The 25,435-nt window shown below is 36.6% G+C and carries 27 protein-coding genes and 2 other annotated features; of the genes, 23 read left to right on the forward strand and 4 right to left on the reverse strand.

The annotated features are described in order from the left end of the window. Nucleotides 1-74 precede the first annotated feature (74 nt). The 8 genes from mltG (at nucleotide 75) to AC1Q8L_RS10655 (ending at nucleotide 8,264) form a co-directional block, all read left to right on the forward strand. On the forward strand, nucleotides 75-1,145 hold the full coding sequence (gene mltG, locus AC1Q8L_RS10620) for an endolytic transglycosylase MltG (RefSeq protein WP_000572135.1): 1,071 nt from the start codon (nucleotides 75-77) through the stop codon (nucleotides 1,143-1,145). A 203-nt stretch (nucleotides 1,146-1,348) separates the two neighbouring features. Next, nucleotides 1,349-1,990: an O-methyltransferase gene (locus tag AC1Q8L_RS10625; protein ID WP_000389102.1), complete on the forward strand. Its 642-nt coding sequence runs from the start codon at nucleotides 1,349-1,351 to the stop codon at nucleotides 1,988-1,990. 7 nt (nucleotides 1,991-1,997) lie between these two features. Then, a complete protein-coding gene (locus tag AC1Q8L_RS10630) occupies nucleotides 1,998-2,927 on the forward strand; it encodes a peptidase U32 family protein (protein ID WP_097846015.1) in 930 nt (309 codons plus the stop codon). Between the two features lie 18 nt (nucleotides 2,928-2,945). Next, a complete protein-coding gene (locus AC1Q8L_RS10635; RefSeq protein WP_000217961.1) occupies nucleotides 2,946-4,226 on the forward strand; it encodes a peptidase U32 family protein in 1,281 nt (426 codons plus the stop codon). 17 nt (nucleotides 4,227-4,243) lie between these two features. Further along, entirely contained in the window at nucleotides 4,244-4,882 is a 639-nt protein-coding gene (udk, locus tag AC1Q8L_RS10640; RefSeq protein WP_000537080.1) for a uridine kinase, read from the forward strand. Between the two features lie 278 nt (nucleotides 4,883-5,160). After that, a complete protein-coding gene (gene greA / locus AC1Q8L_RS10645; protein WP_014894880.1) occupies nucleotides 5,161-5,637 on the forward strand; it encodes a transcription elongation factor GreA in 477 nt (158 codons plus the stop codon). Between the two features lie 93 nt (nucleotides 5,638-5,730). Further along, nucleotides 5,731-7,485 (forward strand): peptidoglycan D,D-transpeptidase FtsI family protein, encoded by a 1,755-nt coding sequence (locus AC1Q8L_RS10650; protein ID WP_000695142.1) that lies wholly within the window; start codon nucleotides 5,731-5,733, stop codon nucleotides 7,483-7,485. A 116-nt stretch (nucleotides 7,486-7,601) separates the two neighbouring features. Beyond that, entirely contained in the window at nucleotides 7,602-8,264 is a 663-nt protein-coding gene (locus AC1Q8L_RS10655; RefSeq protein ID WP_000897094.1) for a YrrS family protein, read from the forward strand. 35 nt (nucleotides 8,265-8,299) lie between these two features. Here AC1Q8L_RS10655 and AC1Q8L_RS10660 read toward each other — a convergent pair whose 3' ends face one another. Continuing rightward, complete coding sequence (locus AC1Q8L_RS10660; protein WP_000010984.1) at nucleotides 8,300-8,515, reverse strand: YrzA family protein; 216 nt, start codon at nucleotides 8,513-8,515, stop codon at nucleotides 8,300-8,302. Nucleotides 8,516-8,651: 136 nt separating this feature from the next. Here AC1Q8L_RS10660 and AC1Q8L_RS10665 point away from each other — a divergent pair, with 136 nt between their 5' ends. The 13 genes from AC1Q8L_RS10665 (at nucleotide 8,652) to AC1Q8L_RS10725 (ending at nucleotide 20,664) form a co-directional block, all read left to right on the forward strand. After that, nucleotides 8,652-9,290, forward strand: a complete 639-nt coding sequence (locus tag AC1Q8L_RS10665) for a class I SAM-dependent DNA methyltransferase (protein ID WP_098311718.1) — start codon at nucleotides 8,652-8,654, stop codon at nucleotides 9,288-9,290. Nucleotides 9,291-9,304: 14 nt separating this feature from the next. Further along, a complete protein-coding gene (mtnN, locus tag AC1Q8L_RS10670) occupies nucleotides 9,305-10,000 on the forward strand; it encodes a 5'-methylthioadenosine/S-adenosylhomocysteine nucleosidase (RefSeq protein ID WP_001217027.1) in 696 nt (231 codons plus the stop codon). Between the two features lie 82 nt (nucleotides 10,001-10,082). Beyond that, complete coding sequence (locus tag AC1Q8L_RS10675; protein ID WP_001103877.1) at nucleotides 10,083-11,006, forward strand: O-acetylserine dependent cystathionine beta-synthase; 924 nt, start codon at nucleotides 10,083-10,085, stop codon at nucleotides 11,004-11,006. Between the two features lie 3 nt (nucleotides 11,007-11,009). Next, a complete protein-coding gene (locus AC1Q8L_RS10680; protein WP_001201921.1) occupies nucleotides 11,010-12,143 on the forward strand; it encodes a bifunctional cystathionine gamma-lyase/homocysteine desulfhydrase in 1,134 nt (377 codons plus the stop codon). Nucleotides 12,144-12,404: 261 nt separating this feature from the next. Further along, entirely contained in the window at nucleotides 12,405-15,008 is a 2,604-nt protein-coding gene (gene adhE / locus AC1Q8L_RS10685) for a bifunctional acetaldehyde-CoA/alcohol dehydrogenase (protein ID WP_492339437.1), read from the forward strand. Nucleotides 15,009-15,134: 126 nt separating this feature from the next. After that, entirely contained in the window at nucleotides 15,135-15,362 is a 228-nt protein-coding gene (locus AC1Q8L_RS10690; protein WP_000661454.1) for a YrhC family protein, read from the forward strand. A 157-nt stretch (nucleotides 15,363-15,519) separates the two neighbouring features. Then, a complete protein-coding gene (locus tag AC1Q8L_RS10695; protein WP_000748441.1) occupies nucleotides 15,520-16,467 on the forward strand; it encodes an ABC transporter substrate-binding protein in 948 nt (315 codons plus the stop codon). A gap of 5 nt (nucleotides 16,468-16,472) precedes the next feature. Continuing rightward, nucleotides 16,473-17,501: a FecCD family ABC transporter permease gene (locus AC1Q8L_RS10700; RefSeq protein WP_002082127.1), complete on the forward strand. Its 1,029-nt coding sequence runs from the start codon at nucleotides 16,473-16,475 to the stop codon at nucleotides 17,499-17,501. Further along, nucleotides 17,488-18,306: an ABC transporter ATP-binding protein gene (locus AC1Q8L_RS10705; protein ID WP_000626528.1), complete on the forward strand. Its 819-nt coding sequence runs from the start codon at nucleotides 17,488-17,490 to the stop codon at nucleotides 18,304-18,306. Before AC1Q8L_RS10700 ends, AC1Q8L_RS10705 begins: the two co-directional genes overlap by 14 nt. Then, nucleotides 18,273-18,668: an ankyrin repeat domain-containing protein gene (locus AC1Q8L_RS10710; protein ID WP_001192767.1), complete on the forward strand. Its 396-nt coding sequence runs from the start codon at nucleotides 18,273-18,275 to the stop codon at nucleotides 18,666-18,668. Before AC1Q8L_RS10705 ends, AC1Q8L_RS10710 begins: the two co-directional genes overlap by 34 nt. A 428-nt stretch (nucleotides 18,669-19,096) precedes the next feature. Continuing rightward, nucleotides 19,097-19,636 (forward strand): GNAT family N-acetyltransferase, encoded by a 540-nt coding sequence (locus AC1Q8L_RS10715; RefSeq protein WP_002024815.1) that lies wholly within the window; start codon nucleotides 19,097-19,099, stop codon nucleotides 19,634-19,636. 70 nt (nucleotides 19,637-19,706) lie between these two features. Beyond that, nucleotides 19,707-20,165, forward strand: a complete 459-nt coding sequence (locus tag AC1Q8L_RS10720; RefSeq protein ID WP_000276127.1) for a GNAT family N-acetyltransferase — start codon at nucleotides 19,707-19,709, stop codon at nucleotides 20,163-20,165. A 121-nt stretch (nucleotides 20,166-20,286) separates the two neighbouring features. Then, nucleotides 20,287-20,664 carry a hotdog family protein gene (locus AC1Q8L_RS10725; RefSeq protein ID WP_098311717.1) on the forward strand — a complete coding sequence of 126 codons (378 nt, stop codon included), beginning with the start codon at nucleotides 20,287-20,289 and terminating at the stop codon, nucleotides 20,662-20,664. A gap of 38 nt (nucleotides 20,665-20,702) precedes the next feature. Here AC1Q8L_RS10725 and AC1Q8L_RS10730 read toward each other — a convergent pair whose 3' ends face one another. Beyond that, entirely contained in the window at nucleotides 20,703-21,248 is a 546-nt protein-coding gene (locus AC1Q8L_RS10730) for a helix-turn-helix domain-containing protein (protein ID WP_001020693.1), read from the reverse strand. A gap of 156 nt (nucleotides 21,249-21,404) precedes the next feature. Here AC1Q8L_RS10730 and AC1Q8L_RS10735 point away from each other — a divergent pair, with 156 nt between their 5' ends. Together AC1Q8L_RS10735 and AC1Q8L_RS10740 are read left to right on the forward strand one after the other, a co-directional pair. Further along, nucleotides 21,405-21,809, forward strand: a complete 405-nt coding sequence (locus AC1Q8L_RS10735) for a DoxX family protein (protein ID WP_001071555.1) — start codon at nucleotides 21,405-21,407, stop codon at nucleotides 21,807-21,809. A 21-nt stretch (nucleotides 21,810-21,830) separates the two neighbouring features. Next, on the forward strand, nucleotides 21,831-22,688 hold the full coding sequence (locus tag AC1Q8L_RS10740; RefSeq protein ID WP_000009846.1) for a VOC family protein: 858 nt from the start codon (nucleotides 21,831-21,833) through the stop codon (nucleotides 22,686-22,688). A gap of 14 nt (nucleotides 22,689-22,702) precedes the next feature. Here AC1Q8L_RS10740 and AC1Q8L_RS10745 read toward each other — a convergent pair whose 3' ends face one another. Together AC1Q8L_RS10745 and AC1Q8L_RS10750 are read right to left on the reverse strand one after the other, a co-directional pair. Next, the gene (locus AC1Q8L_RS10745) at nucleotides 22,703-23,017 is read right to left on the reverse strand and encodes a 4a-hydroxytetrahydrobiopterin dehydratase (RefSeq protein ID WP_000979537.1); all 315 of its coding nucleotides are present in this window, start codon (nucleotides 23,015-23,017) and stop codon (nucleotides 22,703-22,705) included. Further along, nucleotides 22,998-24,752: an aromatic amino acid hydroxylase gene (locus tag AC1Q8L_RS10750; RefSeq protein WP_000163188.1), complete on the reverse strand. Its 1,755-nt coding sequence runs from the start codon at nucleotides 24,750-24,752 to the stop codon at nucleotides 22,998-23,000. The genes AC1Q8L_RS10745 and AC1Q8L_RS10750 overlap by 20 nt, the downstream gene beginning before the upstream one ends. A gap of 163 nt (nucleotides 24,753-24,915) precedes the next feature. Next, nucleotides 24,916-25,143, reverse strand: a binding site (T-box leader). 50 nt (nucleotides 25,144-25,193) lie between these two features. Beyond that, nucleotides 25,194-25,422, reverse strand: a binding site (T-box leader). Between the last annotated feature and the right edge of the window lie 13 nt (nucleotides 25,423-25,435).

The following is a 25,435-nucleotide window of genomic DNA, read 5'->3' on the forward strand; positions in this document are numbered from 1 at the left end:
ATTTGTTGCGTTTTTACATCGTGCTGTATAGAAAGGTGTACATACGGTCTACAATTAAGTAAGGAGGAAATGTTTTGATAGAGAATCAAGTGAAAAAGAAGCGTAGACGCATCTTTTTATTTTCGATTATTGCACTGCTTTTAGTTTGTGGTTCAGTCTATGCGTATATTTCATCCGCATTAGGACCAGTTGATAGCGGGAATAAAAAAGAGATTGAAGTAGAAATTCCGAAAGGATCATCTACAAGTAAAATTGGAGAAATTTTAGAAGAAAAAGGCGCTGTAAAAAACGGTACAGTTTTTAGTTTTTATACAAAGGCTAAATCGAAAAGTTTACAAGCAGGTACATATTTATTAAACCCTTCAATGAATGCTGAAGATGTGATCGAACAAATGTCATCTGGCAACGTGCATCGTCCAGCTCTTTATAAAGTGACGATTAAAGAAGGGGCGCAAGTAACTGAAATTGCAGAAACGATTGCGACAGAACTAAAGTGGAATAAAGATGATGTTACGCGTCAATTAAACGATAAAGCATTTATTCAAAAAATGCAGCAAAAGTATCCGAAGTTATTAACGGATAAAATCTTTGATAGTAATATTAAATACCCATTAGAAGGTTATTTATATCCTGCAACGTATTCGTTTTATAAGAAAGATACAACGTTAGAAGAAATTGTAATTCCGATGCTTGAGAAAACAAATGCAATCATTGTTCAAAATGAGGCGAAAATGAAAGCGAAGAATTGGGATGTTCATCAGCTTTTAACATTATCTTCACTTATTGAAGAAGAGGCAACTGGTTTTACAGATCGTCAAAAGATCGCTAGTGTCTTTTATAATCGTTTAGCAAAAGGTATGCCGCTTCAAACGGATCCAACGGTATTATATGCACTTGGAAAACATAAACAACGTGTATTATACGAAGATTTAAAGGTCAACTCACCGTACAATACGTATGTTGTAAAAGGATTGCCGGTAGGGCCGATCGCAAACTCTGGTAAACATTCAGTGGAAGCTGCGTTAGAACCTGCGCAAACAGATTATTATTATTTCTTAGCTGCACCAAGTGGTGAAGTGTACTATGCGAAAACATTAGAAGAGCATAATGCATTAAAGCAAAAATACATTACGAAAAAACAGTGAAATGGGGAGGGATAGCGAAAAAAGTCGCACATCCCTCTTTTTTGTGGTAAAATATATCGGGTTAAAAACTGGCAGAAGAATCGTTTTTAATATCAAAACGGGACGTACAAGCTAAGGGTAAAGCTGGCTTGTATTTTTATTGCATTCTATGTGGGAAAAGACGTCATAGAGGCACTTCTCCATGTAAATAAGGAGGACCATTTATGGAGGATGCAGTTAACGAGTACCTATTATCATTTATTGATCCGAAAGATAAATTAATTCTTGAAATGGAAGAATATGCAACAGAAAATCATGTGCCGATTATGGATCGACTTGGAATGGAATTTATGCTGCAATTTTTACGTTTAATTGGACCGAAAAGCATTTTAGAACTTGGAACAGCAATCGGTTATTCTAGTATTCGTATGATGCAAGCTATTCCAAATTCACGTATTGTGACAGTTGAGCGCAATCGTGAGCGATATGAAAAAGCACTTGAATATATAGAACGTTCCCCAGTAACAGATCGTATTTCAGTTATTTACGGTGATGCGTTAGAGACAGGTGAACAAGTAAAAGAACACGGGACATTTGACGTTATTTTTATTGATGCAGCAAAAGGACAGTATCGTCGCTTTTTTGACTTATATGAACCGTTATTAAATCCTGGTGGCGTAATTATTTCAGATAATGTTATGTACCATGGTCTTGTAACGACAAAAGAGAAGATTGAAAACAGACGTACACGTGGTTTAATCCGTCGTATTAAGACGTACAATGAGTGGCTTATGAACCATGAAGGATATGATACAACGATTTTCCCAATTGGTGATGGAGTAGCTGTTAGTAAAAAGAGAGGGTGACCAAGGTATGAAGAAACCTGAATTGTTAGTAACGCCAAGAGCGGTGGCGGATATCGAACTTCTTGCGAAAGCAGGAGCAGATGCGGTAATGATCGGTGAGCAAAAGTTTGGTTTACGTTTAGCAGGGGAGTTTTTACGTGAAGATGTAAAACAAACTGTGAAGATTGCGCATGAAAATGGTGTGAAAGTATACGTAGCAATGAACGCTATGTTCCACAACGATAAAGTAGAAGAATTAACAGATTACGTTTCATTTTTAAATGAAGTAAATGTAGATGCAATTGTTTTCGGAGATCCAGCAGTATTAATGGCTGTTCGCGAAGTAGCGCCAAATATGCAGTTGCACTGGAATACAGAAACGACAGCAACGAATTGGTTCACTTGTAATTACTGGGGCCAAAGAGGAGCGAAGCGTGCTGTATTAGCTCGTGAGCTGAGCTTAGATGAAATTGTTGATTTAAAAGAAAATGCTGAAGTGGAACTAGAAGTACAAATTCACGGTATGACTTGTATGTTCCAATCGAAGCGTTCATTAGTAGGAAACTACTTTGAGTATCAAGGACGTAATCTTGACGTTGAAAAGAAAAAATATGAAGAGAATATGTTCTTATATGACCCAGAGCGTAATAATAAATATCCAATCTATGAAGATGAAAATGGTACTCATATTATGAGTCCGAACGATATTTGTTTCATCGATGAATTAGAGGAACTAATCGAAGCTGAAGTTGACAGCTTAAAAATCGATGGTGTACTAAAAAGTTCTGAATACATTATTGAAGTAACGAAGAAATATCGTCAAGCGATTGATTTATGCGTAGAAGATCGTGATGCGTATTATGACGTGAAAGATGCTCTATATAAAGAAATAGAAGAAATGCAACCAGTAAATCGTCCGTTAGACACAGGATTCTTCTTTAAAGAAACGGTTTACTAAACGAGGAGGGTGTAGGAAATGACTGTACAAGAAATTTCACGAGTGATCGATGGCAAGCGCGTTATTGTGAAGAAACCTGAACTGTTAATCCCTGCGGGTAACTTAGAAAAATTAAAAGTAGCTATCCATTATGGGGCAGATGCTGTATATTTAGGTGGACAAGAATTTGGTCTTCGTTCGAATGCAGGTAACTTTACGCTGGAAGATATGGCAGAAGGCGTTGAATTTGCAAAGAAATATGGAGCGAAAATATATGTAACAACAAATATTTTCGCACATAATGAAAATATGGATGGGCTAGAGGAATATTTAAAAGGGATTGAAAAAGCTGGCGTAACGGGAATTATCGTTGCTGATCCGCTTATCATTGAGACGTGTAAACGTGTAGCGCCTTCTGTTGAGGTGCATTTAAGCACACAGCAATCACTATCCAACTGGAAAGCAGCACAGTATTGGAAAGAAGAAGGTTTACATCGTCTTGTATTAGCTCGTGAAGCAAGCTATGAAGAAATGAAAGAAATTAAAGACAAAGTGGATATTGAAATTGAAGCATTCGTCCATGGTGCAATGTGTATCGCATATTCAGGAAGATGTACACTAAGTAACCATATGACAGCGCGTGACTCTAATCGTGGCGGTTGTTGCCAATCTTGCCGCTGGGATTATGATTTAGTTCAAACAGTATCACAACATAAAGATGCAAAAGAGCTTCCTCTATTCCAAGAAGAAGATGCTCACTTTGCGATGAGTCCAAAAGATTTAAATTTAATTTTATCAATTCCGAAAATGATTGAAATTGGAATCGATAGTTTAAAGGTAGAAGGACGTATGAAATCAATCCATTACGTAGCGACTGTAGCAACTGTATATCGTAAAGTAATTGATGCTTATTGTGCGGATCCGGATAACTTTGAGTTTAAACAAGAATGGTTAGATGAGCTTGATAAATGTGCAAATCGTGATACAGCTCCTGCATTCTTTGAAGGGGTTCCAGGACATCAAGAGCAAATGTTTGGAAATCATAGTAAGAAAACAACGTATGATTTTGCTGGTTTAGTGTTAGATTATAATGAAGAAACGGGCATCGTAACGCTTGAGCAACGTAATCATTTCAAACCAGGACATGAAGTGGAGTTCTTTGGACCAGAAATAGAAAACTTTACGCAGACGGTGGAGAAAATTTGGGATGAGGATGGAAACGAATTAGATGCAGCGAGACATCCGTTGCAAATCGTGAAATTCAAAGTGGATCAACCAGTGTATGTGAATAATATGATGCGCAAAAGCATACTTCAATAAGAAAGAGTGGTAGTCGAATGGGGACGAATAAGCCTGTTGTAATTGGAATCGCTGGTGGTTCAGGATCAGGAAAAACAAGTGTAACGAAAGCGATTTTTGACCATTTTAAAGGTCATTCCATTTTAATCTTGGAGCAAGATTATTATTACAAAGATCAAAGCCATTTACCAATGGAAGAGCGTTTAAAAACAAATTATGATCATCCGCTTGCGTTTGATAATGATCTGTTAATTGAACATTTGCAGCAGTTGCTTGCATATGAGCAAATTGATAAGCCTGTATATGACTATACATTGCATACGCGTTCAGAAGAAATTATTCCAGTTGAGCCGAAAGATGTAATTATTTTAGAAGGAATTCTTATTTTAGAAGACCCACGTCTTTGTGAGTTGATGGACATTAAGTTATTTGTTGATACAGATGCTGACCTTCGTATTCTGCGCCGCATGCAGCGTGATATTAAAGAGCGCGGTCGTACGATGGATTCAGTTATTGATCAGTACGTAACTGTTGTACGTCCAATGCACAATCAATTTATTGAGCCTTCTAAGAAGTTTGCGGATATTATTATCCCTGAAGGTGGACAAAACCATGTTGCAATTGATATTATGGTGACAAAAATTGCAACAATTCTTGAACAAAAAGTAAATTTGTAATAGCATAGTAAAAGATATACGGTAGGAAGGGATTTTTTCCCTTCCCATCGAATACAATGAAACATGCAACCTCATCTATATATAGGTGAGGGCATATTTATATCAACTTTCCATACATATCTTCTTTATATAAAGAAGAATTGGAAATACGGGGTTGTATGTGACAACTCCGCTAGTGCAAGGGTACTAGAAACCTCCGCTAACAATGGAAGCGGAGGAGTTTTCATATGGAACTCCTCTTTTTTTCGGGGGATTGGTATATAAAAGGAGTGGAAAATATGTCAACAGAAAAAACATACCCTATGACGCAAGAGGGTAAGCAAAAACTAGAGAACGAACTTGAGCAATTAAAAACAGTAAGACGTAAAGAAGTAGTGGAACGTATTAAAATCGCACGTAGCTTCGGGGACCTTTCTGAGAACTCTGAGTACGATGCAGCAAAAGATGAGCAAGCGTTCGTAGAAGGACGTATTACACAATTAGAAAATATGATTCGTAACGCAGTTATCATTAAAGATAATGGCGAAGTATCTACTGTTGTTACATTAGGTAAAACAGTAACATTTAAAGAATTACCAAATGGAGATGAAGAAGCGTACACAATCGTAGGTAGTGCGGAAGCTGATCCATTTGAAGGAAGAATTTCTAACGATTCTCCAATCGCAAAAAGCTTATTAGGTAAGCAAATTGGTGAGAAAGTAACAATCCAAACACCAGGCGGAGAAATGCAAGTAGAGATTGTCTCTGTAAAATAATAAAAAAATCACTCGTGTAAAAACGAGTGATTTTTTTATTTGTATAAAAGATGAAACACTCCGTCCAAACTATAATAGACGAGGTGTTTTTTTATGAAAATAAAACGGAGAATTACAATTGTTTTAATTTGTTTTATGGGCATTATGTTTTTATTGCTTTGTCGTTTAATTCAAATCCAAATTATAGATACAGAATCATTTACTGATCGCAAAATAAATTTAATTGAAAAAAGTGTTACGCAACGTACGCAATCCATTGCAGTAGACGATGGACGTGGGCAGTTTATAGATCGTAGTGGTAAAGAAATAGGTGAGGAAAAGTATCCTGTTTTAATTGTTTTTCCATTTTTACAAATAAAAAATGACATGTTAGAGAAAATCGCGCATATCATTGGTGTGTCGAGACAAGAGATCAGAAGACAAATGAAAAATAAAAAAAATGCATTTATACTGCAAGGGGAAACTGCTCCATTTCGAGTGACACGAGAGCAGATGGAGAAGGTGAATCAATTACATGTATTAGGTATTGTAGCAGCTGAAGTGCGATTAAAACAAACTGGGGAGATAAATCATTTAATTGGTGATGTAGGGGAGAACGAAAGAGAATTTCAAAAGCGATATGGAGAAGTGAAAAAAATTTCAAAACAAACGCCGATAGGTATTTCAGGATTACAGCAATCTTTTGATGAATTTTTATTGACTGATGGAGAGGCAAAAGTATTGTATCAAGTAGATCGGCAAGGAGAACCAATTTTCGGAAAGCAAGCGAAATATACTTCACCAGGAAATCCATTTTACCCAGTTAGGATTCAAACTACTTTACATAAAGGGTTGCAGCAAAAAGCAGAAGAAGTGATTGAAGCAAATGAAATAAAGAAGGGGGGATTAGTATTACTTGATGTAAAGACAAATGAAATATTAGCGATGGTCAGTAAGCCGTCTTTACAAGTAAGAGATAAGAATTTATATAAGACTACACTTGAAAATCAAATGTTAACGCCGCATTTTCCAGGCTCTGTTTTTAAAACAGTAGTTGCAGCTGCAGTCATTGATCAAAAAGTAAATTTGTTTAATCGGACATTTAATTGTAATAAAGATTTATATGGTGAAAACGACCCACAAGTTATGATGGGTACACTTAACTTCAAAGAGAGCTTTGCTAGGAGCTGTAACAGGACATTTTCCGAGTTAGGTAACGAGCTATTACAAAAGGATAGGACGGTGCTAGAAACATACGTAGCAGCTTTAGGAGCAAATGAAAAGGTCGGATGGAAAGGTTCTGTATTTCATACACCTCATTTCGAGCAAATGCCAGAAGAAAAAGGCACTACTATTTGGGGGAATGAAGAAAACAAAAATAGTAAAAAAGCGGTAGAGCAAACAGCGATTGGACAGAAAGATGTACGTATATCACCTCTAGCAATTGCTAATATGATGGCGACGATTGCGAGGAATGGAGAAAAGATGGAAGTGAAAGCTGTTGAAAAAATAGTATATAAAAATGGAGCGGATTTTTTTACATTTGAGAACCATACGTTACATGGAAAACAGCTTTCGTATGAAACAGTGAAAACATTACAAGAGTTATTAAGAGGCGTTGTAACAAGGGAGAAAGGAACAGGAACGGCATTCCGCTCGTTACCGCTCAGTGTCGCTGGAAAATCCGGGACAGCGCAAACAGGGAAAGGGACGAGGGTGAATCGCTGGTTTGCAGGTTATTTTCCGTATGAGAATCCAAGATATGCTTTAGTTGTTGTTGATCTAGAGACTGATAACAAAGTGAATAAAGTAACACCTATTTTTAAAGATATGGTAGGAGCAATCTATCAATTGGAGAATGAAAAGTAATCTTGCAATTTATAGTGAATTGTTTTCATTTCATGAAAATATCATTGTAAATGTTCAACCTTTCTAGATTTAATGTTACAATAGCAATTAGGAAAAACTGCATGGAGGTTTGGAGAATGGCAGGAGGATCAAGATTCCAACAGAAACAACAAAAACGTCGTCAAAACGGTGTTTTAAATATTGCAATCGCTATTGTATTACTATTAGTAGCTATTGTAGCATATCAATTGTTCGTTCCTAGTACGAAAGAGCAAGCATCTTCTACTGATAAGAAAGTCTCTCAACAAACAACAAAGAATGAGAAAGCTGGAAAATCAGAAGATAAAGAATCTGCTAAGAAAAAAGAAAAAGAAAAAGAGCAAGCAGAAGCTAAGCAAAAAGCTGAAGAAGAGAAGTTAAAGGCTGAGGAAGAAAAGAAAAAAGCTGAAGAAGAAGCGAAAGCTAACGAGAAAGTATCAGCTGAAAAAACTGTATCCAAGGCAAAAGAGGCTTATACAAAACCTTCTTGGAAAGCTGTAGGAACAGAACAAGGTTCATCACCAGCGATGACGTTTAAACAGGGGTCATCAGATTGGAATGAGATGCAAAGTGCAATTGCTGCAGGTATTGAAGTACCGAAGGAGCAATTAGTATTCCATTTTGTTGGAAGAGACAAAACTGGAAAGAGTAAAGCTTATGGTGACGTTCAAGATAAGCAAAGTGGAAAAAGATATTACGTAAATATTGATTGGGTAGACAATGAGGGCTGGAAACCAGTACTTGTTCAAACTCTAAACTAAAAAAGAGAAGCTCCTTAGGAGCTTCTCTTTTTTAGTTAACGCAATTTCTTTAATTTAAAATGAACAACCGCGCTATAATACGGTCTTTTGCTTTCAGGATCCATAACCATTTGATGTGAGATGTGATGAACTTCAAGCATAAGTGCTTTATTATTATCGATTTGTTCACTAATTTTTCGTTCTAAAGAAGCTAAGTCTCCCGCTTCAAAAAATTCTACTTTATCTTCTAACATTTCAAAGGTAAATGACATGAAGACGGCCCCTCTCCTATGTAATCAACTATAGTGTAACAAAGAAAAGAAGGAAATACCATGTACATTTCAATTGACATTTTTAGAAAGAGGGAATATCATACTGATAAAACCGATAAGAAAAAGGGGGATTTTTATGGGCACAGAATTTAATGGTTTATTTGATGAGTGGGCTCATACGTACGACTCATTCGTACAAGGCGAAGATATACAATATAAAGAAGTTTTCGCCCATTATGAGGATATTCTAGAGGATGTAGTTAACAAGTCATTTGGTAATGTATTAGAATTTGGTGTCGGTACAGGTAATTTAACAAATAAATTATTACTTGCTGGCCGCACAGTTTACGGTATAGAACCGTCGCGTGAAATGCGTATGATTGCAAAAGAGAAATTGCCAAAAGAATTTTCGATTACAGAAGGTGATTTTCTTTCGTTTGAAGTCCCAAATTCAATTGATACCATTGTAAGCACCTATGCATTTCATCATTTAACAGATGATGAAAAAAATGTAGCGGTTGCGAAGTATAGTCAATTGCTAAACAAAGGTGGTAAAATAGTGTTTGCTGATACGATATTTGCAGATCAAGATGCATATGATAAAACTGTTGAAACTGCAAAACAAAGAGGTTTTCACCAGTTAGCAAACGATTTGCAAACGGAATACTATACATGTATTCCAGTTATGCAGACTATTTTTGAAAACAATGGCTTCCATGTAACGTTTACGAGATTAAATCATTTCGTTTGGGTAATGGAGGCAACTAAGCAATAGAAAGAGGGATTAGATTGAGAATTGCTGTAATTGGAGCAATGGAAGAAGAAGTACGTATTTTACGTGACAAATTAGAACAAGCAGAAACAGAAACGGTTGCAGGTTGTGAATTTACGAAAGGGCTATTAGCAGGACATGAAGTAATCTTGTTAAAGTCTGGTATTGGTAAAGTAAATGCAGCGATGTCAACGACAATTTTATTAGAAAAATATAAGCCTGAAAAAGTAATTAATACTGGTTCAGCTGGTGGATTCCATCATTCTCTAAACGTTGGTGATGTAGTTATTTCCACTGAAGTTCGTCACCATGACGTAGATGTAACAGCATTTAACTATGAATATGGTCAAGTACCAGGAATGCCGCCTGGATTTAAAGCTGATGAGGCGTTAGTTGCATTAGCTGAGAAATGTATGCAAACTGAAGAAAATATTCAAGTTGTAAAAGGCATGATTGCAACAGGCGATTCATTTATGAGTGATCCGAACCGCGTTGCAGCCATCCGTGATAAATTTGAAAATCTTTATGCGGTAGAAATGGAAGCAGCAGCTGTCGCACAAGTATGCCACCAATATGAAGTTCCGTTTGTTATCATTCGCGCACTTTCTGATATTGCTGGTAAAGAATCAAATGTTTCATTTGATCAGTTTTTAGATCAAGCAGCTCTTCATTCTACAAACTTTATCGTAAAAGTGTTAGAAGAGTTAAAGTAATGTAACAAAAAGGCAACTGTCTCATATAAAGAAAATACATACAGTTGCCTTTTCTTTATTGGCAAACAAGGGGGAGAACACGATGAATGTATATCGTGGAGTTCATGAGTTAATTGGTCATACACCAATTGTAGAAATTACTCGTTTTTCACTTCCGAAAGGGGTCCGCTTATTTGCAAAGCTTGAATTTTATAACCCAGGCGGAAGCGTTAAGGATCGTTTAGGAAGAGAATTAATCGAAGATGCGCTAGAAAAAGGGCTTGTTACCCAAGGTGGAACAATTATTGAACCGACTGCTGGGAATACTGGTATTGGACTGGCACTTGCAGCATTAGAACATGATTTACGTGTTATCGTTTGTGTACCAGAGAAATTTAGTATTGAAAAACAAGAATTAATGAAAGCACTAGGTGCAACGGTCGTGCATACACCGACTGAGCAAGGAATGACCGGTGCAATTGCAAAAGCAAAAGAATTAGTAAATGAAATACCGAATTCATACTCTCCAAGTCAGTTTGCGAATGAAGCAAACCCGCGTGCTTATTTCAAAACACTAGGTCCTGAACTTTGGGATGCACTGAATGGAGAGATTAACATATTTGTTGCTGGAGCAGGAACTGGCGGTACGTTTATGGGGACTGCATCTTATTTGAAAGAAAAAAATATAGATATTAAAACAGTTATCGTAGAGCCAGAAGGATCTATTTTAAATGGTGGTAAGGCTGGTTCACATGAGACCGAAGGAATTGGACTGGAATTTATCCCGCCATTTTTGAAGACATCTTATTTTGATGAAATTCATACGATTTCTGATCGAAATGCATTTTTACGAGTGAAAGAATTAGCGCAAAAAGAAGGACTTCTCGTTGGGAGCTCTTCAGGAGCAGCATTTCATGCGAGCTTACTTGAGGCAGAGAAGGCAGCACCAGGTACAAATATTGTAACCATTTTTCCTGATAGTAGTGAGCGCTATTTAAGTAAAGACATATACAAAGGATGGGAATAAAAAATGAGAGCAAAGACAAAGTTAATTCATGGTATTCGCATAGGAGAACCTTCAACTGGATCTGTAAACGTACCGATCTATCAAACAAGTACGTACAAACAAGAAGCGGTTGGTAAGCATCAAGGATATGAATATTCACGTACAGGTAACCCAACACGTGCAGCTTTAGAAGAAATGATTGCTGTATTAGAAAATGGTCATGCTGGATTTGCATTCGGTTCTGGAATGGCTGCTATTACAGCGACAATTATGTTGTTCTCAAAAGGTGACCACGTTATTTTAACAGATGATGTTTATGGTGGAACGTATCGTGTTATTACGAAAGTATTAAACCGCTTCGGTATTGAACATACATTTGTAGACACAACAAACTTAGAGGAAGTTGTAGAAGCAATTCGTCCAAATACGAAAGCGATCTATGTGGAAACACCAACGAACCCATTACTAAAAATTACTGATATTAAGAAAATATCTACTCTTGCTAAAGAGAAAGATTTATTAACAATTATTGATAATACATTCATGACGCCATATTGGCAGTCGCCGATTTCTTTAGGAGCAGACATTGTACTTCATAGTGCAACGAAATATTTAGGAGGTCATAGTGACGTAGTTGCAGGTCTAGTAGTGGTAAATAGCCCACAACTAGCAGAAGACCTTCACTTTGTACAAAACTCAACAGGAGGTATTCTTGGACCACAAGATAGCTTCTTACTACTTCGCGGTTTAAAAACATTAGGAATTCGTATGGAAGAACATGAAACGAATTCACGCGCTATTGCTGAATTCTTAAATAATCATCCAAAAGTAAATAAAGTATATTACCCAGGTCTTGAATCACATCAAAACCACGAATTAGCAACAGAACAAGCAAATGGATTTGGTGCTATTATTTCGTTTGATGTAGATAGTGAGGAAACATTAAATAAAGTACTTGAGAAACTGCAATACTTTACACTTGCTGAAAGCTTAGGAGCAGTAGAAAGTTTAATTTCTATCCCATCTCAAATGACACATGCATCAATCCCAGCAGATCGCCGTAAAGAATTAGGAATTACAGATACATTAATTCGTATTTCTGTCGGTATTGAAGATGGTGAAGATTTAATTGAAGATTTAGCACAAGCGCTAGCGTAATAAAAAATGCACTGCTAATGTGGAGCAGTGCATTTTTATTATGTTAATTTGTGAAACATTTCACAAATTAGACATACACAAATGAAATGATTTCATGTATATTGAATTCATGAAATGTTATTCACGAGTAAACTTGTGAAATGTTTCACAAACAATGGGATTCATGTAGGACGGTAACTCTATTTTTTTTCGCTAATCGGGACTTATTATGACCTGTAGGGACTTATAAAGACCGTGATAACAGAATAGGAGGAAATTTACATGGTAGTCAAAGAGAAAGTTGTAAATGAAATGCAAGAGGTAAAAGAGATGATTGATACGTTAGTAAATAACGGTCAACAAGCTTTACAAGCAGTAGAAAGTTTTACACAAGAGCAGATTGACAACATTGTTCATGAAATGGCATTAGCAGGTGTTGATCAACATATGCCACTTGCAAAATTGGCTGTTGAAGAAACAGGCCGTGGTGTCTATGAAGACAAATGCATTAAAAATATTTTTGCCACTGAATATATTTGGCATAGTATAAAGCAAGATAAAACGGTAGGAATTATTCACGAAGATCCTCATGAAGAAATAATAGAAATTGCAGAACCTGTCGGTGTAGTAGCTGGGGTAACACCAGTAACGAATCCAACGTCGACAACAATGTTTAAAGCTTTGATTGCGATAAAAACGAGAAATCCAATTATTTTCGCATTTCATCCTTCTGCACAAAATTGTTCGGTGGCAGCAGCGAAAACCGTATATGATGCAGCAATGAAAGCTGGTGCACCAAAACATTGTATTCAATGGATTGAAAGACCGTCTGTCGAAGCGACAAAACAATTAATGAACCATGAGGGTGTGGCACTCGTTCTAGCAACTGGAGGCGCTGGTATGGTGAAATCAGCTTACTCTACTGGAAAACCAGCACTAGGTGTAGGGCCTGGTAATGTACCGTGTTATATAGAAAAATCAGCACATGTAAAACGAGCTGTTAATGATTTAATTTTATCGAAAACATTTGATAACGGTATGATTTGTGCATCGGAACAAGCAATCATTGTCGATAAAGAAATCTATGATGATGTTAAAACAGAAATGATCGAAAACAATTGTTACTTTGTAACAGAAGAAGAAAGAAAAAAATTAGAAAAGCTCGTTATAAATGAAAATACATGTGCAGTAAATAGTGATATTGTAGGAAAATCAGCACAGTATATTGCCGAATTAGTTGGGATTACTGTTCCTGAACATACAAAAATGCTTGTAGCTGAAATTCAAGGTATCGGAGCAGCATACCCGTTATCTCGTGAGAAACTGAGCCCAGTATTAGCCTGTGTGAAGGCGAATTCATTAGAAAAAGGATTTACATATTGCGAAGAAATGTTGAACCTCGGTGGTTTAGGACATTCAGCAGTTATTCATTCTACAAATAAAGAAGTGCAAAAGCAATTTGGATTACGTATGAAAGCTTGCCGTCTCATTGTAAATGCACCTTCATCACAAGGTGGAATAGGGGATATATATAACGGATTTATTCCATCACTTACACTTGGTTGTGGTTCTTACGGAAAAAATTCAGTTTCCCAAAATGTAACAGCGACTCATTTATTAAATATAAAAAGGCTGGCAAATAGAAAAAAGAATATGCAGTGGTTCAAATTGCCGCCAAAAATTTATTTTGAAAAACATGCTACAGCGTATTTAGCAAATATGCCTAACATTTCACGTGCATTTATTGTAACGGATCCTGGAATGGTTGAACATGGCTATGTGGATACAGTCACGCACTATTTAAACAAGCATGCAAATGATGTGAAAATTGAAGTTTTCTTTGAGGTCGAACCAGATCCATCAGATGAAACTGTCTTTAAAGGTGCGGAAATGATGAGAAGCTTTAAGCCAGATGTAATTATCGCACTTGGTGGTGGTTCAGCTATGGATGCAGCAAAAGGAATGTGGTTATTCTATGAGCATCCAGAAACGACATTCTATGGCATTAAACAGAAGTTTTTAGATATAAGAAAACGTACATGTAAATATCCGGAATTAGGAAATAAGGCGCAGTTTGTTGCGATTCCAACAACATCAGGAACAGGATCAGAAGTGACACCATTTGCGGTTATTACAGATAAGAAAAATAATATAAAGTATCCGCTCGCAGATTATGAATTAACACCAGATGTAGCAATTGTTGATCCGCAATTTGTAATGACAGTACCACCACATGTAACAGCAGATACTGGTATGGATGTTTTAACACATGCAATTGAGGCGTATGTGTCTGTTATGGCAAATGACTATACAGATGGATTAGCATTAAAAGCTATTGATCTCGTATTCAAATATTTACCGAGAGCATATAAAGATGGAAATGATGAAGAAGCACGGGAAAAAATGCATAACGCTTCTGCAATTGCAGGGATGGCATTTGCAAATGCTTTTCTAGGTATTAATCACAGCTTAGCACATAAAATTGGTCCAGAATTCCATATTCCGCACGGACGTGCAAATGCAATTCTTATGCCGCATGTAGTCCGCTATAATGCTATTAAGCCAAGAAAACACGCATTGTTCCCAAAATATGAGCACTTTGTAGCAGATGAACGCTATGCACATATTGCGAGAATGCTCGGGCTTCCAGCAAGCTCAGTAGCAGAAGGTGTGGAATCACTCGTCAAAGCAATTATTGAGCTTGGAAAAAGCTTAAATATTAATATGAGTATTGCCGGACAAGGGGTAGATAAAGAGCAATTTGAAGAGGTTGTTGGAGTATTAGCAGAAAGAGCTTTTGAAGATCAATGTACAACTGCTAATCCAAAGTTACCGCTTATTTCAGAGCTGAAAGAAATTTATATGGAAGCATATAAAGGTGAATAATGATTAAAAAAGAGCCGCAGTAAAGCGGCTCTTTTTTTGTTGGAAAACATCTCCCAGAATGGCTGTATTTACTGGTCTTTCAGTTTCATAGAATATGATAAAGTGAAATGGAGGAGTGAGAATATAATGAAAGAATTACAAGGGAAAATAGAAGATTATACTAGGTTCGGACAAATTCTTCTCGCTGTAAGTACATTGTTAATGGTTGGCTTGTTGATTCCGGATGGAGCAAAAGAGACAATCCAATTTTTTGTTATGATGGGGAGCATCGTTATATTTTTAAGTTTATCGTTCTTTTTCTTTCAGCGTGTGAAAGTGATGCGTGACCAGTTAGAGGAAAATGAATGTGAATAATATTGTTAACTAGAGCACGGCGAAAAGAAAGAATCTTTTTGTCGCGCTTTTTGTTTTTTGTAGAAAAATGTATGCGTTTCATGTTGACAATGATAATCCTTATCAATTAAAGTAGAATAGTAGTTAATGATTATCATTATCAATTAGAGGTGAAGGAATGAAAAAATCTATTACGCTATTTACAGCGTTTTTATCTATTTTTTTCTTGTTAATAGGTTGCAGTGCCAAAGAGGACGAAAAAGCGTCTGCAACCAAAACAGAAAAAGGAAAAGAAAAAATCGAAATTACCGACCTGTCAGGGAGAAAGGTAACATTCGATAAAGTACCAGAAAGTTTTGCAACATTAAGTATGGGAGACATGGATATTATTCATGCTTTAGGTGGAAAAGTAGTAGGTCGTCCGGATACGAAATTAACTCTTCCAGAGGAGTTAAAGAAAGCAAAAGTAATCGGGAATGCACATCAACCGAACTTTGAGCAAATTGCTAGTTTAAAGCCCGATGTACTTGTTGCTAACAATGGATTCCAAAAGAATGTGCCAACGGTTGAAGGACAGGGAACGAAAGTAATCATTTCTTCTGCGAATTCTGTACAAGATATTCAAAAGAATATTGAATTATATGGAACGGTAATGAAGAAAGAAGATAAAGCAAAAGAACTTAATCAAAAAATCAATGATCAAATGAAGAAATATGAGAAAAAGAGCGATGTGAAAGCATTGCTAGTGTATGGCGCACCAGGTACTTATTTAGCGGCATTACCAACATCTTTATCAGGTGATGTTTTAGAAAAAACAGGCGGGAAAAATATTGCTTCTGATTTTCCAGAAACGAAAGAATATCCGCAATATGCACAGCTAAGTGTAGAACGTATTATTGAGGCGAATCCAGATGTCATTTATTTAATTACACACGGAGATCCAAAAAGTGTGAAAAAAGCATTCGAAGGCGAAATGATGAAAAATGAAGCGTGGAAAAATTTAGATGCAGTAAAACAAAACCGCGTAGTTATTTTGCCACCTGATTTATTTGGATCTAATCCTGGGACAAAAGTTACAGAAGCAATGGACTTTATGTATAAAAGTATACAAGATGTAAGGAAATGATACGTATGGAAAGTAGTGAAGTAGTAAGAGAAAAGGAACATCCTTTTGCGAAAAAAAGATGGATAATAGCAGTTACTTTAGTTGTATTAACAATTCTAGGCCTCTTTTACGGACTTTTCGCAGGAAGTTTATCTTTTTCTGTACGAGACATTCTAACAGGTATACAAGATGAAGGTTCGACAGTTCATCGAATTGTATGGGATCTTCGCATACCGAGAGTTCTCGTTGGGTTTATAGTAGGAACATGTTTAGCTGCATCTGGTACACTGCTGCAAGGGGTTATGAGAAACCCTCTTGCAGATCCTGGTATTATCGGGGTTTCATCTGGGGCAGGCCTTGTAGCAATTGTCATCATGATTTTATTCCCACAGCATCTAGCTTTTTTACCACTAGGGGCGTTTTTAGGAGCTTTCATAACAGCGATGGTTATTTATGCTTTATCATGGCAAAAAGGGGCACCACCTTCAAGAATCGTCTTAGTAGGAGTGTCAATCAATGCATTAATTGGTGCAGCAACGTCAGCTTTAATGTTATTACATAGTGACAAAGTACAATCCGTGTTACCGTGGCTAGCGGGCGGCATTGGTGGTGTAAGTTGGGCACATTTAAACATGATTATTTATTATGCAATATTCGCCATTATATTAGCTTTCTTTGGTATTAAGCATATTCGAGTGTTAATGCTTGGAGATGAAATGGCAAAACTATTAGGACATAATGTGGAAAAAAGTCGGTTTTATTTAATCGTAGTAAGTACATTATTAGCTGGAATTGCGGTAAGTGTGTCTGGTCTTATTGGATTTGTCGGTCTTGTCGTACCACATATGCTACGTTTATTAGTTGGAAATGATTATAGATATTTGCTACCTTTATCATGCCTTGGCGGCGGGGTATTACTTGTTTTTGCGGATGCAATAGCTCGAAGTTGGTTTGACCCAATCGAATTGCCTGTTGGTATTTTACTGTCCTTCTTAGGTGGTCCTTTCTTCTTATATTTAATTCATAGAGGAGGAAAACAACGTGATTTCCGTTAACAAAGTGTTTTATGCACACTCTGAAAGATTTCAAATGCAAAATATGAATGTACATATTAAGGCTGGAGAAATCGTTAGTTTAATTGGTCCGAATGGATCGGGAAAATCTACTTTGCTTCGTTTAATAGCAAGGCTACTGAAACAAAGCGAAGGGGACATCATTTTAGATGGGAAAAATATTCATATGATGAAGAGTGCTGATGTAGCGAAGCAATTAGCGATGTTACCACAAATGCATGATCATCAATTAGATTTGACAGTGAAAGAACTAATTGAGTTCGGAAGAGGTCCACATAAATCATGGAGTAGCCGCTTAAATAAAGAAGATGAAGAAATTGTTGATTGGGCATTGTCTGTTACAAATCTTGAAGGGTATGAATATCGTCTTTTACATTCTTTATCAGGAGGGGAACGGCAACGTGCTTGGATTGCGATGACGCTAGCGCAACGTACAAATGTCTTATTATTGGATGAACCAACAACCTTTTTAGATATCGTTCACCAGTTGGAAGTAATGGAACTTGTGAAACGATTAAATGAGGAGTTTGGAATGACAATTATAATGGTTTTACATGACATTAACCAAGCTGCTCAATATAGCGATCGTTTACTCGTATTAAAGCGAGGAAAGATTCAGTATGATGGTATACCAGAAGAAGTACTATGCCATGAAATGTTTCAACATGTATTTGGCATAGATGTAGATATTTTTCAAGGAAATGACAAACCGTTTTTTACACCGAAACGAATTTCTAGAAGGGGAGAAGAGCGATGCAAACAGAAGAGCGTATTACCACTGAATTAGTAAGAGAATTTGTTATGGCAGCTCACGGGGATTTAGAGAAAGTACAAGAGCTATTGGTTGAATCACCAAGCTTACTTCACGCCTCTTATAATTGGGGTGGATCAGATTGGGAAAGTGCGTTAGGCGCATCGGCACATGTAGGTCGTAAAGATATTGTTCTTTATTTACTAGAAAAGGGTGCTCGGATGGATATTTTTGCAGCAGCTATGCTTGGTGAATTAGAAGTTGTACAAGCTATTTTAGTAGCTCAACCAGAAGCATTGCGTGCATCTGGCCCTCATGGTATTTCTCTTCTTCAACATGCACGAATGGGTGGAGAGAAATCTAAGCGTGTATATGATTATTTAGCAATACTATCTTAATGAACGAAGGAAGTTCTTATGTGCGGTAAACTTTTCACTTGAAACAATTGGAAAGTTTACCGCCCGTTAGAACGGGATAAGTATCTAGTATATTTGAAAATCCTACACCCCCCTCAATTGTAGTTTTCTTTATGCTAGTTATGATATGGATGCAGTGGACAATATTTGTCTACTGCTTTTTTTAGTTATTAAGAATGAATATTCTGTATTTTATCGTTGGTTCATTTATCCCGCTATTTTCCAGGCAGTAAGACTCCCGCCTAAAAATTCGGCTAAAGCAAAGAAGTTAGACGGGAGATCAACTGCCCGTAAACGCCTAGTTGGTGAAGGCTAATAATCAGTGGGGATGAACAAAATTTCCCACTGATTAAAGTTTCACTTTATAATAAATAGTAACATTTCGTATACACACAAAACGTGATCGTGAAATGAAGAAAAAATTAGTGGAAAGGAGTGCCAGCATGTTTCATACAGAACGTTTACAAATTCGCAAATATACAATGGATGATTTACAGTTCTACGCTTCACTATGGGGGAACGAGAAGGTAATGCGTTATATTGGAAATGGGACGTTAAAAACATATATGCAGTGTAAAAAAAGTCTGGAGGAATGGGTGATTCCTAGCTATAAAAACGGTCTCGGTTTATTTGTATTGATTGAAAAGGAAACGGGAACAAGAATTGGTCATGCAGGGCTGGTAAAGCAGAAGATAGATGGAAAAGAGGAAATTGAAATTGGTTATTGGTTACTTCCTCAGTATTGGGGAAAAGGGTATGCAAAAGAAGCGGCGGCAGCATTTCGTGACTACGGTTTCCAAGCATTACGAATGAATAAATTAATTTCTCTTATTAATCCGAATCATCCCGCCTCAATATTTGTTGCTAGAAAAACCGGGCTCAGCTATGAGAAAACAACGTCATTTCATGGAATCGATGTTCTAGTTTATTCTATTAAGCGTGTTGGATGAAAAAATTACTTTTTTAAAGGTAAATTGCATTTTTTGAAGAATGGTATATGAAAATAAAGGGAGGGGTTACATGTACATTTATCATAATGGACTTATTATTCGTGAGGGAACGAGTAGCGTACCAGCATATGCAATTAAAGCTTTGTTTGAAGATGCCGGTTGGAGTAATGATAATATCCCTTCTTGGCAAATTGAAAAATTTACGATAGCATTCGAAAATTCAACATGGGCTTTCACAATTTGGGATGAGGAAGAGATGGTTGCGATGGTTAGAGTCATTTCTGATGGAATTATGATTGCGAACATAGTAAATTTAGTTGTGAAGTGTGAATATAGAGGGAAGGGATTAGGTAAGAAGCTTGTAGCTCTTTGCCTGCAAAAACTTCCCCACGGTGATTGGTTTGCGCATACATCAGCGAACAATTTTGATTTTTATAGAAGTTGTGGATTTGAAGTTAGAGAGCTATCGAGAAATGGAACATGTGCGTATTATGGATACCAAGTCGCGAAAAGAGATGGTCACCGATAAATGAATGGAAAGTAAAAAAGTATAGCGAGGTAATTTTGAGACTTTTGATAATAGAGAATGGATTGAGGCTCGTTTTATGATAAAATAAAAGAAAATTCTGTTTATTATTAGGGGGATAAAAATGAGTGTAAAAGCTGGGGATGTATTTAAATATGAAAGAAGATTTACTGAGGAAGAAGTTTTTGAATTTGCAAATATTACCGGTGATAAAGGTAGACACCATGTGGAATACGATGAAAATGGAAGATTAATGGTTCATGGTTTATTGACTGCTAGCATTGGGACGAAAGTGGGAGAAGAGTTACATTACATAGCAAGAGAATTAGTAAGTGAGTTTATTAGACCAGTTTTCACAGGAGATACGATCACTTGTGAACTAACTTTAACAAATGTTGAGAAAATGGAAGGCTATAAAAAAGTTTCAATCGAGTCAGTTTATCGCAATCAGCATGAAAAGACTGTACTAGTTGGGACAAGTTATGGAATTATAAGGGGATAAAAAAGAAGCCTGTTTAACAGGCTTCTTTTTTTTATTATTTAATAAACACGTTTTCGATTTTCCGCATAACTAGAGATGAGTAATAATGCAGTTTCTTCTCCTATATTACGAACAATATGAGGAACGCATGCATTCCATGAGAAAGAATCACCTTCTTCTACAATTGCAATATCTTCACCGTGCTGAACTTCTAGTTTTCCGCGTAATACAAGGTGACATTCTTCCCCTTCATGGGCATTTGGTGAGTTTTCTTTCGGGAATCCAGTAGGGATTTCTACTAAAGATAGGCGAAGGCCCCCTTGCTCCGCAACATGTTCAATTCTTTGCTCATCTTTGCCGTATACACTGTATTTCCGTTCTTCTTTTTTGACAATTTTTAATCGATCTTTTTGCTCTAACAATAAATAGGGAAGGGGAACGTTTAAAAAATTGGAGATCGTTTCTAAAGTTGAGATAGATGGTGATGTTTTATTATTTTCAACCTGACTCATAAATCCTTTAGAAAGACCTGTTCCCTCGCAAATTTGTGCAATTGTTATGCCTCTACGTTGACGGATTTCACGTATTGCAGAACCAATATTCATAAAATCAAGCTCCTTTTTGTAAACAACTATTTGTATCATAGCAAAAAAAATATATTTTTTCCCAGTGAAAATGAATTGACGAATAAAAAAAATTAGTGTATGTTTTGTAATGTAAATAAAAGTTTTGTATAAGAAAACTATAAAGGAGAGAATGAAATGAATCAACATATTGGTAACTTAATTATTCGTATCGTGTTAGGGGTAACATTCTTCATGCACGGTTTAACAAAATTCCAATCAGGAATTGACAATATTGCAGGGTGGTTTACAAGTATTGGTTTACCAGGAGGACTTGCATACGGTGTAGCAACAATGGAAGTAGTTGGTGGGCTATTATTAATTCTAGGTTTAGGTGTAAGATATATTGGGTTATTATTTGCACTTGTTATGGTTGGAGCAATCGTAAAAGTGAAATGGTCAGCTGGTTTATTGGGAGATGGAAAAAATCCTGGTTTCGAATTAGAACTTGCATTATTAGCAATGGGTGCATACTTATTTATTGCAAAAGCTGATGGTTTTGTAGATAATTTCTTAAAAGAAAAAATGTCAAAGAAGAACTAATTTAAATGGGGGGCTAACAAGATGAGTTTTCAACTTCATCCCGATACAACACTTGATGTTGTTCATTTATACGTATCTAATGTAAAGAAATCACTAGAGTTTTATACGGAAGTACTAAGTATGAAGGTGCTAAGAGAAGAAGAAGCAGTCGTTACATTTGGGAATGAAAATGATGAACCACTTCTTATCATTGAAGAAAAGAAAGAAGCTTTTCCGAAGCAAAGAGGAAGAACAGGGTTATATCATTACGCAATTTTATTACCAAGTAGACAGGATTTAGCGAATGTTCTTCGTCATCTTGTAGAGATGGTATATCCACTACATGGCGGAGCCGATCATTACTTTAGTGAAGCTCTTTATTTAGCTGATCCAGATGGAAACGGGATTGAAATTTATCATGATCGACAAAAAGAAGTTTGGCGTGATGAGAATGGAGAACTCCCATTTGTTAGTAACCCGTTAGCTGGTGAAGAATTATTACAGCAAGGAAGTACATGGAATGGCTTTCCAGCTGGTACTGTGATGGGGCATATTCATTTTCATGTAGCTGATTTAGAGGAAGCGAAACGTTTCTATGTTGATGGTCTTGGTTTTGAAGTAACGATTCCAGCTCGTAATGGAGCATTGTTCGTATCTGCAGGTGGTTATCATCATCATATCGGTTTAAATACATGGCAAGGTGAAGAGGTACCACCGCAAATGCCAGGTTCTGTTGGTTTGAAATATTTCACAGTTGTACTAGCGAATGAAAAACAAAAAGAGCAAGTATGTGAAAGCTTAAAAAATATTGGCAAGATTGCTACGTACAAAGATGGAATATTACAAGTCGAGGATCCATTTGGACATTGTATCCATTTCAAAATAAAAGGAGAAGCCTAAAAAGGCTTCTCCTTTTATTTTCTTATAATTGCTTTTTCGTTTTGTAAAAATAGTTCATCAAATTGTTTTGCAAGCTCAAAATCTAGTTTCGTTAAACCTTTTGCATTCCAAGATGACAAAGTAATAATAACTGCTTTATACTGGATAAGGATAAATGGATGGTGATTATGTTCTTCTGATAGTTTGGCGGCTTCAGAGACAAATTCGACTCCTTTTAAGTAGTCGGAAAACATATATTTTCGTTCAATCCATTTCTCATCTTTTACCATCCATTTATCTACCTTCAATAATTCTTCGTGAACTTCTTCTTCAGTTAATCTTAGCATCATTTTTCACATCCTTTACTGGAAGTAACGCAAGACCATTGTTAATAAGGCGTGTTACAGCTTCGTCAGTTGTGAAAGTAGAAAGTTGATGTAGTAATGCTGCCGATGTTTCATGCCCTTTGTTATGCTCTAAAAGTAACTCTAATACTTCAAGGCGCAGCAACCATTCTTTCGCATAAAATTTATTTAATACTTCTTGAATTGCTACTAATTGATCGATATGCGCGTCGTGTAAAATCCCTTCACTTCGAATATCTCGAACTGTTTGATACATACGTTCAAGTTCATTCAGTACAAGTGGAGCAGGAATTTCGTGAACTTCTTCATCCATTGGGAAAAATGCTGCGGCATCTGCGGCACCTGGGAATACTGAAGTGATTTGTGAGCCAACAGCCATATCAAATGCGCCCCATGAAGCATCAAATAAAACGCGGGCGTTATAAGTAACTGTGCAATCGATAAAGGAAATAAGAGCAATTTTCTTATCGTTTTTTACAATATCTGTTACTGTTCCTTTTACATGAATACCACTTGCAAAAGTAAACTCAGCGATAGTTCCAATTGTAATCCCTAATGATTGTAGTTGTTCGTCTGTACAATTTTCTAATGCAATATTTTCAGTGAGTAATCCAATCGGTGTTCCAAATCCGTCACTGTGTACAGAAGTAGAATGATTTGCTAACTGTTTATTATGAAGCGCTAATGCCGTTGGCGAATTTGTTCGCATGTAAATTAATTCACCTGCATCGTTTTCAATTGTCTCGCTAAATGTACCTGTAATTTGTAATCCACTATTTAGCTCAGCTGTTGCATAGTTCTCAGAGCGAATTGCTTTTTCTAAACCTTCTTTTCCACCTGTTTTAAAGGCCATTGTTTTAGAAAATGTTTCAAGCGCATCTGTTAATTCTTCAAAGGATTCACAAACAAATAGTTGTGGTTGCATTTTTGTTACGTCATAAGTTGTCCCTATACATGCTTCGATAGAAAATGGAACCTTTTCTACAGCGTCTGTTAAGCAATGTTTGCTTTCGCCAACAGAAGAAAGGAGACCAGCACCATATATCTTTGGATCATCTATATTTCCGATCAATCCATATTCTACTGTCCACCAGAAAAGACGTGAAATTTGTTCAGCTTCTGATAAACCAGAAACTAAGTTTTGTTTTTCAATTACAGCATTTTCAGCAGCCTTAACTTCATCAGGAGTAGAAGTAGGGCTTTCTTTTACTATCGTTAATGTACGAACAGCTTCAAATGCATCATGTTCTTCTTTTGTAGAGAAAGCTTTTGCACCAATTTGCCCAAAACGTTTCACATATTTTGCATATGTAGGATCAAGTAAAATCGGTGCGTGTCCTGCGGCTTCGTGTACGATATCTGGAGCTGGTGTGTACTCGATATTTTCTACTTTCCGAATATCTGTTGCGATCGGTAGTAATCCGTGTCCTTGAAAATCGAAGAATGCTACGCCGGGAATAAGTCCGTCAATCGTTACAGCGCCCCAGCCACTTGGTGCCAAACACTCATTCATTTCTTCTACTTTTGGAATTGCATCTATATTAATACCAGATGATTGTAGTCCGTTCACATAGGCTGGATGAGCAACGTCTTTTAAGAAGCTATGATTTTGTCTCATAATGTAACGCCACACAGCGTGATTCACCGGTGTGTATTGATCATAATGTTGTGTGGATACGAATGGTTTTAAATGCGATGGAATTTCTGTTTTCTTTGTCATTTAGACATCCTCCTTTTTTTCTATAAAATTGAATATCGATTTCGTATAGCTTGTATCACCTCCCTTCATAATTTGTAAGCGCTTATAAAATTTTATCATAAGATTCGGAATTATTTAACATCTGTTTCTGTGAGAAATAGAAAAAGCCCCTATCGGAAAGTCCGATAGGGGCGAAAGAATCGCGGTACCACCCTATTTGTAAGTGAAAATATACTTACATCTCAATTAATGATAACGGAAAAATTCCGTCTTTTCCTTCATGCATAAAAGCACTACGAAAAAGAAGCTCCAGAATTGTAATTCATACTTATATATGTGCTAATTTCCACCGACCATTAGCTCTCTGTAACAGGGATATAAGATACTACTGCGATTCTTTCAACGCGTATATATGAAATTGTGTAAGAGGATGGACGCAAAAAAGTCCCTATCGGAAAATCCGATAGGGACGATAAAAATCGCGGTACCACCCTATTTGTAAACAACTAATTGTTTACCACTCACTTTACGATAACGGAAAGATCCGTCTTTCTCTTCATGCATAAAAAGCATTACGGGAAAGAAGCTCCAGAATTGTAATTCACGCTTGTATATGTACTGATTCGCACCAACCATCAGTTCTCTGAGACAGTGATATAAGTCGCTACTAGTATTCCTTCAAAGCCGATATATAATTCGTTCAA

It is taken from the genome of Bacillus sp. GW823-FHT06A11 (assembly GCF_058795355.1).